This is a genomic window from Bradyrhizobium lablabi (genome assembly GCF_018131005.1).
GTDB lineage: Bacteria > Pseudomonadota > Alphaproteobacteria > Rhizobiales > Xanthobacteraceae > Bradyrhizobium > Bradyrhizobium lablabi_D.
Genome location: NZ_JAFCJK010000007.1, coordinates 76212 through 90552, shown reverse-complemented (window position 1 = coordinate 90552; position 14341 = coordinate 76212). Strand labels below are relative to the sequence as shown.

General features: G+C 59.0%; 12 protein-coding genes and 3 pseudogenes. 5 read left to right on the top strand and 10 right to left on the bottom strand.

Translation table 11 applies throughout. The features are described from left to right. Positions 1 to 14: 14 nt before the first annotated feature. Complete coding sequence (locus JQ553_RS21820; RefSeq protein WP_212502076.1) at positions 15 to 530, bottom strand: ferritin-like domain-containing protein; 516 nt, start codon at positions 528 to 530, stop codon at positions 15 to 17. A gap of 102 nt (positions 531 to 632) precedes the next feature. On the opposite strand from JQ553_RS21820, the pseudogene JQ553_RS35325 reads away from it, so the two are divergent. Then, positions 633 to 872 (top strand): annotated as a pseudogene (locus JQ553_RS35325) (hypothetical protein); the annotation flags it as partial. 595 nt (positions 873 to 1467) lie between these two features. Here the strand turns inward: JQ553_RS35325 and JQ553_RS21810 are convergent. Both JQ553_RS21810 and JQ553_RS21805 read right to left on the bottom strand, forming a co-directional pair. Then, complete coding sequence (locus tag JQ553_RS21810; RefSeq protein ID WP_212502075.1) at positions 1468 to 2739, bottom strand: DUF892 family protein; 1272 nt, start codon at positions 2737 to 2739, stop codon at positions 1468 to 1470. Positions 2740 to 2925: 186 nt separating this feature from the next. Next, positions 2926 to 4425, bottom strand: a complete 1500-nt coding sequence (locus JQ553_RS21805; RefSeq protein WP_212502074.1) for an FAD-dependent oxidoreductase — start codon at positions 4423 to 4425, stop codon at positions 2926 to 2928. A gap of 518 nt (positions 4426 to 4943) precedes the next feature. Between JQ553_RS21805 and JQ553_RS21800 the strand changes: the two genes are divergently transcribed. Next, positions 4944 to 5252 carry a hypothetical protein gene (locus JQ553_RS21800; RefSeq protein ID WP_212502073.1) on the top strand — a complete coding sequence of 103 codons (309 nt, stop codon included), beginning with the start codon at positions 4944 to 4946 and terminating at the stop codon, positions 5250 to 5252. Positions 5253 to 5266: 14 nt separating this feature from the next. Continuing rightward, positions 5267 to 5881 carry a hypothetical protein gene (locus JQ553_RS21795; protein ID WP_212502072.1) on the top strand — a complete coding sequence of 205 codons (615 nt, stop codon included), beginning with the start codon at positions 5267 to 5269 and terminating at the stop codon, positions 5879 to 5881. A gap of 169 nt (positions 5882 to 6050) precedes the next feature. On the opposite strand, the gene JQ553_RS21790 is transcribed toward JQ553_RS21795, so the two are convergent. The 3 genes from JQ553_RS21790 to JQ553_RS21780 all read right to left on the bottom strand — a co-directional run bounded on the left by JQ553_RS21790 (position 6051) and on the right by JQ553_RS21780 (position 8388). Then, a complete protein-coding gene (locus JQ553_RS21790; protein WP_212502071.1) occupies positions 6051 to 7097 on the bottom strand; it encodes an AI-2E family transporter in 1047 nt (348 codons plus the stop codon). Positions 7098 to 8008: 911 nt separating this feature from the next. Beyond that, complete coding sequence (locus JQ553_RS21785; RefSeq protein ID WP_212502070.1) at positions 8009 to 8230, bottom strand: hypothetical protein; 222 nt, start codon at positions 8228 to 8230, stop codon at positions 8009 to 8011. Then, entirely contained in the window at positions 8227 to 8388 is a 162-nt protein-coding gene (locus tag JQ553_RS21780; RefSeq protein WP_212502069.1) for a hypothetical protein, read from the bottom strand. Before JQ553_RS21780 ends, JQ553_RS21785 begins: the two co-directional genes overlap by 4 nt. Before the next feature lie 177 nt (positions 8389 to 8565). Here JQ553_RS21780 and JQ553_RS21775 point away from each other — a divergent pair. Then, a pseudogene (locus JQ553_RS21775) lies at positions 8566 to 8715 on the top strand (IS3 family transposase); the annotation flags it as partial. 224 nt (positions 8716 to 8939) lie between these two features. Here the strand turns inward: JQ553_RS21775 and JQ553_RS21770 are convergent. Both JQ553_RS21770 and JQ553_RS21765 read right to left on the bottom strand, forming a co-directional pair. Continuing rightward, positions 8940 to 9784, bottom strand: a pseudogene (locus JQ553_RS21770) (Ku protein). Between the two features lie 358 nt (positions 9785 to 10142). Then, entirely contained in the window at positions 10143 to 10418 is a 276-nt protein-coding gene (locus tag JQ553_RS21765; RefSeq protein WP_212502068.1) for a hypothetical protein, read from the bottom strand. Between the two features lie 301 nt (positions 10419 to 10719). On the opposite strand from JQ553_RS21765, the gene JQ553_RS34950 reads away from it, so the two are divergent. Next, positions 10720 to 10899, top strand: a complete 180-nt coding sequence (locus tag JQ553_RS34950) for a DUF2934 domain-containing protein (protein WP_212502067.1) — start codon at positions 10720 to 10722, stop codon at positions 10897 to 10899. A gap of 1077 nt (positions 10900 to 11976) precedes the next feature. Here JQ553_RS34950 and JQ553_RS21755 read toward each other — a convergent pair. Then, the gene (locus JQ553_RS21755) at positions 11977 to 12222 is read right to left on the bottom strand and encodes a hypothetical protein (RefSeq protein WP_212502066.1); all 246 of its coding nucleotides are present in this window, start codon (positions 12220 to 12222) and stop codon (positions 11977 to 11979) included. A 525-nt stretch (positions 12223 to 12747) separates the two neighbouring features. Then, on the bottom strand, positions 12748 to 13476 hold the full coding sequence (locus tag JQ553_RS21750; protein WP_212502065.1) for a Crp/Fnr family transcriptional regulator: 729 nt from the start codon (positions 13474 to 13476) through the stop codon (positions 12748 to 12750). Positions 13477 to 14341: the final 865 nt, after the last annotated feature.

Here is a 14341-nt window from a genome sequence, read left to right as displayed (position 1 = left end):
GACCACGCCGGATATCAAGCGGCGCTCGAAGCCTTCGCGTTGACACCCTTGCGTAGCGCCACGGTGTTGAGCTTGCTGTTCGCCGCCTTCTCCTCGTTCAGATTGGTGGTAAGGAACCGCACGATCTCGTCGTGTCCGAGCCGCTCGGCCCAGGCGATCAGTGTGCCATAGCGGCAGATCTCATAGTGCTCGACCGCCTGCGCAGCAGCGACAAGGGCGGCATCCAGCACGGCCTTGTCTTCGATTTCCCCTGCGGTCTCGTCGGCCTCCCTTATGATGCCGTCGATCGCCGGGCACTGTGTCCCGCTGGGCTCCTTGCCCAGCTTTTCGAACACTTTCTGAAGCCGCTCGACTTGCTTGTTGGTCTCTTCGAGATGGGCCTTCAGCCCGGTCACGAGGTTGCGGTTGGTCGCCTTGTCGATCATTTTGGGCAACGATTTAATGATTTGCTGCTCGGCGTAGTAAATGTCCTGAAGGCCGTGGACCAGCAGGTCCTCCATGGTTTTGATGTCCTTGGTGAAAATTCCCATATTCGACATCTCCTTTCGCGGTGATGCAATAGAACGCGGCCGACCGGTCGCTGTTCCTGTCGCAGGGGACTGACATGGACGGACAGGAACGCTTCACCTTCCCAAATTGGAGAGCACGACGCCGCCATCGCCATGCATAATGACGGCATTGTACAGGGACTATGCGAAATCCCCTTTGTGCAGGACGTGAAGCGCTGGGGCGTGATGACGATCGGCACGGGCCCGGTCACCAACCGCAACGGCAAGAGCGAACGCCTAAGGCCAACGCCGACGGCTGTGACAGGGGAAGATTGTTCGCCAGCATATTGCGGATCGCCTGCCGCACCGCTCCGATGCCGTTGACATGATTCATCAAGGCGATCTCGCCCTGTTGTTCATGCGGTATGGCATGAGCCATCAGACGCAGGCGTGGTTCGCCGGACGAATGCCACTCCACGTCTGCCATCTGGACTGCCCCGCATGATGCAAGCTCATCAGACGGACGACGACCGCGTCAAACTCGGTGTCGGTTGGCTTCCGCAGCTCCGCCATCTGTGCTGGCGTCAAATAGCCCGGCATGGTCGCGCTCTCGCCACCCTGAGCAGATCGGCATCTGTTCACTGAACCAGCCCCGCCACCAGTCAAGAATGCGGTTGGTCGCAAGATCTCCAAGATCAACCACTCGCATGATCCGAGCCGCCGCGATCGTCTTCGACAAGATAAATGTCCTGTTTCAATATCCTGCTCGTCATGGTGACGAACGATGATGGCATGAACAACTCCTCAGACTACAGACCCCGGCCGCGCGCGATCGTTGCCTTCCGCCGATTATGCAGCTTGATCTCGCGCGTGCCGGCGCCGGACTAGGGCTTCCGCTCCCCGGCAGGCGCGTCCTCATGTCAACGGCATTCCTGTCCGCAAAGATCGGCCGATGATCAATCGGCAGATCAAGTGGGCACTACTCGGTTTGCTCGACAGTAGCGGGCATCTTTGCGACCGACATCAAGGATCGCGCGACCTGGTTGAGCAACTGATCCGCGTTCTCCTCCTCCGCCAGTGATTTCGATAACAAGCTGACGATTGCGCTATGGCGTAGCTGTTGGGCGAGGTTGCGCGCCGTGGTATAGCCGGCAATTTCATAATGTTCGACCCGCTGCGCCGCACCGATCAGAGCGAGGTCAGCTGCGGCGTCCTCCTTGTTTTTGCCTTCGGCGATGATCTCCTGGCCTTCTTCGACGAGGCCCATCATGCCCTTGCACGGCTTTGCGCGCGCTGATTTGCCAAGCAACTCGAAACACTCGTTGATGCGCTCGATCTGGGATTCGGTCTCGGTCAAATGCTGCTCGAAGAGGTCACGCAATTGATCGAAACGCGCGACTTCCGCCATTTTGGGGAGCGCCTTCGTCAATTGCTTCTCCGCATGCAAGATATCACGGAGTTCGTCGAGCAGGAGATCGCCAAGGCCGGTTTCGTCCACCGGCGGTGAACTCTCAGTTACGATGGCGGCAGCCGGACCAGGTTCTCCGGCCTGAATGGCCGGCGAATCTGTAAAGATCCAGTCGCCGCCCTCGTTCCACGGTCCGCGGGTGTCGATCTCGCCATGCTCACCGGTGCCGGTAGAATCGTTGAAGAATTGATCGACGAGCCCCGGTGTCGGCGCGATGCGGCCGATACTGAATGGCGGCTTTCCCATGCTCTCAAGCGCCAGAGCGAAGGCCTTCATGTGGGTGATCTCGCGGGTCATCAAAAACTGCAGAGCATCCTTTGTACCTGCGTCGTCGCAGAAATTGATCAGGCGCTCGTATACAATCTTTGCGCGCGCTTCGGCGGCGATGTTGCTCCGTAGGTCCACGTCCAGTTCACCGGTAATCTTCAGGTAGTCGGCGGTCCAGGCGTTTCCCTGGGAGTTGAACAGGTTCACTCCGCCGCCGCCCGCGATCGCGATTAAAGGATCGGCTTCTGCGGCCTGACGGTCAAACTTTGATGGCTTGAGGTGCATGCGTGCGAGAGTGCCGACAACCTCAAGATGGCTCAGTTCCTCGGTGCCGATGTCCATCAGCAGGTCCTTGCGATCCGGATCCTCGCAGTTGAGCCCCTGTATTGAATACTGCATTGCGGCCGCGAGTTCGCCGTTGGCGCCGCCGAATTGTTCAAGCAGCATGTTGCCGAAACGAGGGTCCGGCTCATCGACGCGAACGGTGAACATCAGCTTCTTCACATGGTGGTACATGGAGGACCTCGGGCATGAGAGAGAATATCAGTCCCGAACGGGCAGGCGCTGCCGTTGTTCCTATCGCGCCGTGGCAACAATTCGCTGCAGCCGATGTAACTCCGTGATTCGCGGCGGCCATCGGATCGCGCGAGGGGCCGGACGGCTTGAACGACTGACTGACTGGCAGCGTCAGAGGAGGGGTCGTCACCTTTTGTCGAGCGGTGCGACTGCGGGAGCATTGATCGGTTGCCCCTTCACGTCGAACATCGAGCCATGGCATGGACAGTCCCAACACGTCTCGAAACTGTTCCAATGCAGGTGACAGCCAACGTGGCTGCAGCTTGCCGAATTCAGATGAAGCGCGCCGGCTTCGTCGCGGTAAGCTGCGATTTTCTCTAGGCCGCGTCGCACAATTGCGCCTTGTCCGCGCCTCAAATCATCTAGTGAATGAAGTTCACCCGGCGCGACATATTCCGCGAAACTCTTCACCGGGGTGACGTTCTCCATGACGAAGTTCTTGGCCGCCTTAAGCGGGATGCGGCCCGGGGCATAGAGTTCCTTCCACGGATGGTCCTCACCCATGATCAGCGCCGTATTCAGTATCGCCCCGACAACGCCGTGGGTAAGGCCCTGCCCTGAATCGCCCATGGCGACGTAGACATTCTTGCAGCCCGGATCCTGGCCGATAAAGCCAGCGTAGTCGATCGTGTCGAGCACTTGCCCCGACCAACGATGTGTCTCCCTGCCCAGACCGGAGATCAGTTCACGCGCCCATGCTTTGAGTCTTTTGAAACGCTCGTCCGCATCGTCGGCTTCGCCGCTCTTGTGGTCCTCGCCGCCCACAAGAACGTAGTCGATACGATCCGGTCCCGGCTGTAGACGCACATAATGGTAAGGCTCCTCGGTGTCCCAGTAGAGGGCATCGGGCAGGGCGTTTCGTTTGATTTCAAACGCCATGACATAAGTCCGGTAGGGTGCTGTCTTGGTATGGATGGCGAAGCGGTCGGAGATCGAGGAGTTGGTCGCAACGACCGCGTGCTTGGCGCGAATGACGCCGCGCGTCGTTCTCACCAACACAATGCCATTGTCCTCACTGATTTCTTCCACCGGGCTATCGCGGAAGAAAGTCACGCCGTTGTTCCGACAGGCTCTTGCTACGCCGGAGAGATACTTTAGGGGATGAAACGTCGCCTGCCTCGGATAGCGTAGCACGTGCCGGTTCGCACATCCGTTGAACGGCATGCCGACCAGCCGGTGCACCGGAGCTCCGATCTCCCGCACCGCGTCCATCTCCTGGTCGATGATGTCGGAAGTCATATCGCGGCCCTGGAACAGGTAGCCATCGAGCCTACGGAAATCGCAGTCGATCTCTTCCTGCTCTTGAATCACTTCAATACGGTCGATCGCCGCCGCCTGGCTGTCGCAGAACAACTTCGTCGCATCCGATCCCTTGATCTTCGTCATTTCGCTGACAAGGTCGTCGCATAGCGGAGCCAGATGCGCGGAAGTACGCGAGGTCATCCCGCCCGCGATGCGGCCGCGGTCGATTATCACCACCGACTTGCCACGTTTGCAGACCTCGTAAGCCGTCGAAGTTCCCGCGATCCCCGATCCGACCACCACTACATCACACTCAACGTCCTCTGCCAGCGAACCTGCCGCAGGCATCACGTCAACGTCCGCCCAAAGGGACTTGCTGGTCATCCGTTGCTCCCAATCGTCGGAGAACGTTAGCCTGACCCGCGAAGTTCCAATTTGGTTGTCGTGCGAATGTTGCCGTCATCGCGTGTTCCGAGCCGCATGGCGTTCGGCTCAGTAAGCGCCGCCAGCGATGAGAAGTCGCCGGCTGCAGTCCACCGTCGATCGATCGTCTTCGGCGGCAATGAGCTGGCTTACCTTGAAAGGCGAGTATCAACCCCGGTCTGTCCATGATGACCGCGGGGAGTTGGCGACGCGCCAGAGGGGTCGCAAAACGCGCGACGAGGTCGATCCTTATTCGCGGCGATGTTCAAGAAGCAACTGCTTTGCAGAGCGAGCGCTAACCTGTGTTAAGCACCGTGTTCCGCAGCCCAAGATCTGCAGTTCGAATGCAAAGCGGGTTCCGGTCCGACGCCTGCGACGAATGAGCCCTTATGCTTGGCGCAGTCATGCGCGCTCGTGTCTTCGAGGAACTTTGCCCTGGTGCGGGAGGTTACAGCGCTCCTTACACACTGGAGGAGACGATGAAACGCTCGCTCATGTTAGCTTCGATTGGATTTCTTTTCGCCACGGCGGCCGCTGCGCAGAATCCACCTGCGCAACCCGGCCCAAACAATAACGCTATCAACAGTGCTGGACAGAACAACTCCGTCGCCCCTGTTGCGGGTCGTAACAGCTTCACCGAGGGGCAGGCCAAGTCCAAGATCGAGGATGCGGGCTTCACCGGCGTCTCCGATCTGAAGAAGGACGACAACGGCGTCTGGCGAGGCAAGGCGAGCAAGGGTGGAAAGACGACGCAGGTCAGCGTCGATTTCCAAGGCAATGTGAATTAACGAAAGGCATCGACATGACCACGACGATCTCAAGACTGTACGACAGTTATTCGGACGCTCAACGGGCTGTGGCGCGACTTCAAGATGCGCGTGTACCGCACTCGGAGATCAGCATCGTCGCCAATAATTCCGACAATTGGTACGAGGGCAGCAGGAAGGACCGCGATCGTGACGGCGTTGACGACCGTGCCGAGGGTGCCGGTGCGGGTGCAGCAGTCGGCGCGGGTCTCGGCGGAACTGCGGGTCTTCTGGCCGGTCTGGGAATGCTCGCGATTCCCGGCCTTGGGCCGGTCGTTGCGGCCGGTTGGCTCGCCGCGACCGCCGTAGGCGCCGCTGCGGGGGCTGCCACCGGTGGAATTATCGGTGCCCTGACGGAGGCGGGGGTGTCGGAAGAGGACGCTCACGCCTATGCGGAAGGCGTCCGCCGCGGTGGCACTCTGGTATCGGCTCGCGTTCCGGATTCGGATCGCTCCCGCCTTGAAGCATTGCTGAACGAGTCTGCGGTTAACATGCGCGATCGGACTGCTGCATGGCAGAAGACTGGATGGAAGGGGTTCGATCCCGCAGGCCGACCCTACGGGGCCGAAGACCTCCGCAGAGAGCGGCAGCTCTATGGCGGTATGCGCTGATCGGGCGCGATCTTCCTAGTTGCCCGGGTCGGCGTCGGTAAGCCGATCCGGGTCCGTTAGCCCGCGTACTATTCTCGGCCCTCGTAGATATGCACCCTCAGTCAAAGGGTTTCGCACAGTGATTACGGATGGACAACCGGCGCGACGGCATCAGCTAAGAAGGGCCCCCCTATGATGTCGTCGTGGAGGCGGAAAATATTTGCCAACTCACCGTGAAAATCGCCGCGATGAGCGGACCTATGACAAATCCATTCAAACCAAACACCTCAATGCCACCCAGCGTGGAAATGAGCACGATGTAGTCGGGCAGCCGGGTATCCTTACCGACCAGGAAAGGACGGAGGACATTGTCCACCAATCCAATAACGAGTAAGCCATACGCGATCAGGGCAGCACCCTGCCACACGGCGTCGCTTGCCAGAAAGTAGATTGCCACTGGTAGCCAGACCAGCGCGGCTCCTATCGCCGGCAGGAGGGATAGGAAGGCCATCAACGCAGCCCACAGCAAGGGCGCGTGGATACCCAGGAACCAGAAGGCCAACCCACCGAGTGTGCCTTGGGCAATGGCCACCAAGATACCACCCTTGACGGTCGCCCGGACAACATCCGCAAATCTGCTGAAGAGCGCCCCCTTCTGGTCGTCGCGGAGAGGAACGGCCTTCTTGATTTGCTCGGTTAATTCCTTCCCGTCACGCAAAAGAAAAAACAGAAGGTACAACATAATCCCCAGGCCGATCATGAAATCAAACGTGTTTATTCCGATCGTGAGCGCTTGAGGCGCGATAATCTGTCCGCCTTTCACGAGATTAGACGGCAGGCTTTCGCCAAGTGTCGAGAGATTGGTCAGATGGAATCGACTCAGCAAGCTTGCTGCCCAGGCCGGAAGCGCATCGAGAATCCGCTGGACGTAACCGGCAAGGTCGTACTCTCCAGATTGGACCTTTGCGTAAAGCCTCGAGGCTTCCTGAACTAACGAGGTCGCTACGATCGCCAGAGGTAGAAGCACCATAGCGACGATTATCGTTACCGTTACCGTGGCAGCGAGAGTGCGCCGCCCGCGCATCGACCTCAGCAGCTCTCGATTAATCGGCGCAAAGATGACCGCCACGACAACTGCCCAAAGTATGGCGCCGTAGAATGGCTGCAAAATCCAGGCGAAAGCCAGAGTAACGGTGACAAGCAACAGCAAAAAGCTTTGATCCTTATGCCTAGCCACCAGTGGACCTCGTTTTTCCTATCAAATCGTCGCGCCGGAGTTCTGACCGCACGGCCCATCCAGTTCGGCGGAGGCTGCGTTGGATCAGGATTGTCACGCCACGGGAGCCTTGGGCAGTCGATATCGGGCCGCCCGCTTGAGTTGATGCAAGGGCGAGCGGTTCTGCGCGTCCTTACCCGATGACCGCCTCGAAAGATTTCGCCGCCGCTCTCACGGGGCTCCAAGCTCATCTCAAGCCGACAGTTCGCCCGCCAGATCAAAGATGCTGTGTCGTATTCGACAACACTGGGATATTAGCTGGTGTTCCTAGGGAGTGCGAAGAGCGTTACGCACGGCGCACCGAAAACGCTTGTGCAACTGCCGTGATTCTAAGGTCAGTTTGCAGGCTGAGCGATAGCTACGGAAAGAGACTAGTGAGCGGCTTACCGCTCTGTTCGCATGTAAGGGCTGCGTTCTGATATAAGTCGCAAATCAGGGACGTCATTCGAGGAATCGGAGCTTTCCAGCCGCAAAGCACTTTTTTGCGGAGTAGCAAAGACAGTCCAGGCAATGAAGCCGAGCGCAAGAGCCGCCGCGAGTGTCCAAGAAGTTCGCATCATTGCGCTCCTCCTGTCACATCCAATTCTCGAGAGGGGTTAGAGTTCCTCTGGTGAGGCCATACATAGATTTCCGAAGGCCTTTCCTTTCCAGACGTGATCGGCGCGAAGAGGATAAGTGGTCAGCCTGATTGATAGTCCTGTGGAAGATCGGCGGCCGACCCATCAGCGATAGATGAGTCGTTAAGCTTGAGCAGCGCGTAATGCCCCGGACCATTCGCGCTACGCGGCGACACGTTTGGCAAAAAATGGTCTCCAGCTTCCCCACGGATCTGGCATTGGCCATAACGAGACCCGGCGAGCTGGATGCGGGGTTCACAGAGGTGTGTAATTTTTCTGAAAAGGTCGGTGCGCCGGCGTACGGGGAATATCGCCAAACTCGGAGGAGGCGTAGTCCCTGCCTTCGGGGGTAATGATGTGCACGTCGTAGCAACCAGTCCTGGTAAGCTCTCGCGCCTTTTTGAGCGCCGCTTCTGCTGTTCTTCTGCGGTGCGACAATTCGCCGTGCTTGCACGTGCCTTTGACGGTGAAACTCATTTCTTCTTCTTTTTCTTCTTCCTTTTCAAAACGTCGGCCTGGGCACGGAATGCCTCAGCTAGTGTCTTCATTTGGTTGGCAAAGATAGCGTCAGCGGTTTGGGTCGCCCTCCGCTCGGCCGCTTCCGCCTGCTTTCGTATTGCCTTCGAAATTTCCATACAGCGACAATCTCGCCGACACGGGGTTGTTCCCATTCAAAACCCCAAGGGCTCGCGGAACAAAGTGAACCTTACCAGTGGGAGGGACGAGGCGAGCCAACCAGCACGGGCGACCATGATCGCAAGGGCCGAGTGGAGAACATCGATAAAGCAAAACGTCGTTCGGCGGAGACGGCTGCACGACCACACTCGCAGCTCGGATGGAAGACACCCTCCGAGTTTGCCATCACATGCCACCCGCGACGGGACCTGCCGCTGCGCTATGTCGAAGGCTCCGCGCCAGCTCCCGTCGCTACTACCGCCCGACCGGGCAAATCCAACCGCTAGCGCGAACTCAGAATTGGATAAAACTTGGGGGCAAGGTCAGCGTCGGCGAGTTCATCAGCGCTCGAGCTGGAAAAGAAGGCGGCAAAAAAGTCCAAAGGTTTAGAATTGTGTCTGATTGGATGGCGTTAAGAGCAGGAGATTGTCGATAAGGGGTACCAGCACCTGCTCGCAATGCGCGGCTCAACGGCCTGCTGAATCTGGATCGGAAGGCCGACGGCATAAGATCAAACGCTGGCCTTGCGCCGGGGCTTGGCTGCCTTTTTCGCTTTGACCGGCTTCGCCACAGAGGCTGGTTTGCCCGCGCCCTTGATGCTCTGGCGCAGCGCGTCCATCAGACTGATGACATTGCTCGGCGCCGGCTTGCGCGCCGTGGGCATCGGTTGGCCTTTCTGCTTCCGCGCCAGCAACTCCTGTAACGCGGTCTCATAATGGTCCTCGAACTTCTCCGGCTCGAAATGCCCGGACTTCTGCTCGACGATATGTTTAGCAAGATCCAGCATGTCTTTGGTGATCCTCACGTCCTGGATATCGTCGAAATAATCGGCACTATCGCGCACCTCGTAGGGGTAGCGCAGCAGCATGCCCATCAGACCCTTGTCTCGCGCTTCGAGCGCGATGACGTGTTCGCGGTTCGTCAGCACGACACGGGCGAGCGCTACTTTGTCGAGCGAATGGTTTCGCGGATGACGGCGTAGGCGTCGTGGCCGACCTTGCCATCGGGCAAGATGTAGTAAGGACGCGCGAGATAGAGATCGTCGATCTCGTTCTTTGGTACGAACTCGTCGATCTCGATGGTGCGCGTCGATTCCAGCGCGATATTCTCGAGCTCTTCCTTGGTGACCTCAAGGTACTGGTCCTTGTCGACCTGGTAACCTTTGATGATGTCTTCGGTGGACACCTCTTCGCCAGTGTCGGCGTCGACCTTGAGGTAGCGGATCCGGTGGCCGGTTCTTTTATTAATCTGGTTGAAACTGATCTTGTCGGATTCAGAGGTCGCCGGAAACAATGCGATAGGGCATGTCACGAGCGACAACCGCAAAAAGCCCTTCCAATTGGCGCGCGGGGCCATACACAAAACTCCCTTGATACTGAATGGGTTCAATATAGGCGCGCAAGCGGAGATGTGGAGTCAGCATGGATGGTTCCCCGGACTGCCGGCATCAAACTGTCGGGACCTGCGGTTCCGGCCGGCATTCAGCTTTGTAGGGCAGCGCATGGTGAGAGGAGCGTCTGGTGTGGCGGAACAGCCTTCCGCATGCTTTGGATGTTCATCAGTGCGACGGTGCTTGGGTTAGCGCTAGGCCTATGGCGTCATGGACGCCGGCCGTCTTCGTCCGAGTGAGCAGGCGGGTCTCGACCGGATGGCAGCACGCCCGCGGCGGGCCGAGCAACTGCGAGCGTCCGTCCTAGACCGGCGCTCGAGCCGCTCAGCACTCCGGACAGGTATCGCCAATTCCTCCCATAACGTCGTCAATCGCGCCAAGGCATTCGTCCGGCGTGGCGCAGGGGAAGGGATCGCTCCACGCCGCTTCGCGAGCGCGGCTGCAGGCGGCGGGATCAGCGCGATCGAGGACGTGGCCATGGTGCTCGCATTCGCGGACCACATGATGCTCCAGCAGCTTGGCGAGTGCCCAGCCGTTGAGATTGCGGTAGGCAGGGCGGGCGGCCTCCAACGGTGGGCGGCGTTGGGCATTGCTCTTCATGACGGGTCTCGAATCACTGCGAATTGCCACTATAGCACTCGAGTCGAGCGCACACCGGGCCGCAAGTCATGCAAGCCGCCCGGGCGACCATGCCCGCAGGGTACGGCGAAGAAGCGATCGCAACAAAGAGTGCGATCGGCGGAGCGTCGGCTTGGGCCGAGCGTAACAGGTCATCGGAAGAGTTCATGGCGCTGAACCGGCCGGCCAAGAAGCAAAAGGCTGCAAAAAGTTCGGGGAGTCCAGATCGAGAAAAAGCAGGCCAAAAAGGCACGTAGGCGCTTAGCAAAGAGGAGAGAGTACAATGGCGACGGAAGATCAAATTCGGAATTACGCGCGCCTACTCTGGGAACAGGCCGGCCGCCCCGAAGGCCGAGATGCTGAGTTCTGGCATGCGGCCGAAGTTGAGTTGAACGCCGCGAGTGAAAGTCCAGACGCGCCCACTCAGCCCGACCAGCTCAATAGTAATAGCCTTCCTGGCTGATGATCAATCCGGATTGCCCCATATGCCTCGGTATCGGCTGGGTGTGCGAGAATCATCCCAAGCGGCCCTGCTCTGAATTGGGCTGTCAGTGCGGAGCGGGCATGCCTTGTGAGTGTCAGGACCCTCAAAGACGGAATGGAGGGGCCCGACGTCAGTCAAGTTTTAGAGCGCGATGATATGCAGGTAGAACGCCAGCAAGATGGCGATGCTCAGGATGACGATCCCGATAAAGAACCTGCCCATTAGCGGTCGGTCTCGCGTTTCAATTCAGCGATCTTCCGGTCCTGTCGCCAAAGCTCGATATCGATTGGCCATCGATAAACTGCCTGGCACAGTCCTTGCCCGTTTCGTCATCCATAGACCAAAATTCGGGGCGGTCAATGGTATGGCCGTCATCCCCCAAAATGTAGACGCGGTAATCCTGCATCGCATTCCCCCGATGGCCATAGTAGGAAACGCCTCGGGGGTGCAACCCGCGGCGGAGGTCGCACGGTTCGAGCTGGAGCGCATGGCTCGGGATGCGATTGAGCTGCGGGCGCTTTCTTGAGGCCAAACTTAGCAACTTTCACGCTCCCAGCGCGTCGGTTTCGCGCGGCAGCAACCGCCCCGCGCGCTGCCGCCGTGGGTCGGTTCTGGCTGACGTGCCGCCCGCGTTTCCGGGCTGCCCAAGAGGGATCTGTCAGAGGACCACGTGGATGGGGAAAATCGTCGCATCCGCAGCTCTAACATTTTAATGCTCTCGCCCGCGATGGGCCAAACTGCCGGTGAGCACAACGGTCGCGGCTCCGTCACTGGCGACCCCGCCGCCAGCACGGCCAACCCCAGCGCGGATCCGAATGCTATGAGGGCATGTCTCCCAATCGCAGCGGGAGCGGCACTTCCACGTCGGGCGGCAAGGGACGAGGCGGGCGACCAAGGTCGTGACAAGGTGCGACAGCGTCAGGCCATGTGATCAGCAGACACAGAAAGCAGAGCTGATGAACCCGGTCTTGAGTTGCGCGCCGTGTAGGCGCGAGGCATTCAGGCGCAAGTCCGTAAAAATGCCCGCCGAGGTGCTGCCCCAGCGGGCGTCACCTCTCATTTCTTCTGGCTCTTCATCTTCTGATCATTGGCCGTGGCACCCGGGTTCGCTGAGCTTGGGCTGCTCGAAGCGCCTTGACCGGTGGCTGCGGCCGGGGAGTTTCCACCGCCTCCTGCACCACCGCCCGCGCCGCCACCTGCGCCGCCACCTGCGCCGCCGCCGGCACCGCCGCCCTGGGCGCTTGCCGCAGCGATCGATCCGAAGACGAAGGCGGCGGCTAGTGCAATCTTTGTAACTGTCATTGTGCTGTTCTCCTGTTGATCTCTGCTAACCGATCGTGTTGGCAGTCGTTCCATTGGAGTTGCTGCGTCGGCTGCATCAACGGGAGGCTGTCGATCGCTGCGCATCTTACTTTGGAAATGCCGCGGTTTAAGCTGATAACCCCGATCCAGCTGAGCCAAGTGTCGCCGTCGCGTGTCGCCGTCGCTGGGCATCGCGAAAGGTCCTTCGGCAATTGGCGAGGTTGCGGCAGGACCGCAGTCTTTCGTCGGTGCCAATATCAGATGATCGAAGGGGCCATCAGGTATTGTCGGCACGAATCCCAAAACAGGTACCGGGCGCCATTAGGAACCAAGGCCTACTGATATCGTTCGGCCTGTCATGGCACAGTATTTTTTCGAAATCGCGAATGGTCAGCCCTTCTCGACTTCCGAAGCTGCGACGCTCAATCTCGATGACTCCAATCACTGGTCGATCCAGGTCAAGCGAGGCGAGACACCCATCTTTCGAATCGACGTGTCGGCTCAAAAGATCGACTCGGATACAGACTAGACGTCGGGACGCTGATGCAGGTAGGTACTTTCGAAGCCGGCGAGTTCATCCAACCTGTCTGCTTTGAGGATGTGGAACTGCGCCCGGTTAACCGTCAGCACCCCCGCTCGCCGAAAATTCTGGAGCACACGATTTACGTGCACCGTTGACAAGCCGAGGCAGTCCGCCAGAACGGCCTGCGTAATTGGCAATCCAAACTCTCCATCGCGCGTGCGTCCCACCGCCTCAAGTCTTCGATGCAGCTCGATAAAGAGATGCGCCATCCGAGCCGTCGCCGACCTCCGCCCGACATTGACCATCCATTCCCTGAAAATGGCGGCATCGATCAGGGTCTCTCGCCAAAGAGCTGCCGCGACGTTGGGCCGTGCGCGGTTCAAGTGTCTCAACGCATCGTGGGAGATGAATCCGAGGGTGCACGGTGTAAGGGTCGAGAGGTCATGATCCATCACGTGGAGGTGGAGGCTTTGAAGGTCCGGAACCTCGCCGGGGATGTGCAGTGAAAGAACCTGCCGGTGACCGTCGGATGTCGTTTTGGATCGGAAGGCAAAGCCTTCAGAGAGGAGGCAGCATTCTTCAGGACGGTCGCCCTCGGCGACGATGACCTGCTGGGCCTCCAGGTTTCGGATTCGCATCGGTAGTCTGCTAAGCGCCTGGATGTCGTCTCCATCCAGCTGGTTCGACACTGTCAATTTCGTGAGCAGCGCAGTCGCCACATTCGCGGACATCGGTGTCACTCCGTGCTGGAGGATCTCTTTGAACCGGCGGGGCTTGAAGCGCGCTCCGGACCAAAAAAGGCGGGAGCTCGACACTCTCAGCCATCGGTGCCTCAGGATCGTTACCGATGATCGACATTAACCCACAGCAAGAAAATGGTTCCAAAGATAGCTTCGCAGCCGGTGTCCGAACGACAGCTGCATTCTCTAGATCAGTTTTTGCGCTGGATTCACACAGGTTATGGTGAAAACGGCAAATGTAGTTGACGATGCCGGGGCCGGGTAGGCTGGGTCATTTTCATTCGTGTCTTTTGAAACCCGGCGAGGACCGCTGAGCTGATCAGCGGTGCCTCGTGTGTCCTGGGACCTCAGCTCGCGTTACACCCCTTAGAGCTGAGGTCCTTGGCGCGAACTGGTTGCGATGCGGGGGCCGACAGCAGCGCGCTAATGTCCCGGGCCTCCTCCATTTGACGCGCCCGCTTGAACAGCAGACTGCGCTCTTGAGCCGAAGCGGTGTGGCAGGCTCTCATCCGGAGGCTCTGCGCTTGCCGAGCAAGACGTTCGTCAAGCGTCAAAATTTGCTTTGCGCGGTTTCGCCTCTTCTTTTCCATGTGTCCTCCGAAATCCATTGGCGCAGTCTTTTCGCACCAAGGGAGCCTTCGGTTCATGCACATGGGTTAAGGCAAGGGATGGCTCCGGTTCGAGAATAGGAACGATGTCGCGATATCCTACTTGTTTCGATGCTTGCGAAGAATGGACCTCCGATTGAGCTGGTCCCGGCGCCTACACGTCGGGACCTATTTTTGTTGGACCGGAAAGGCCGCAGCAACCGATGTTAACGCCAATGCCGTCGCTCGTCGCGAGACCACAGCGCGAG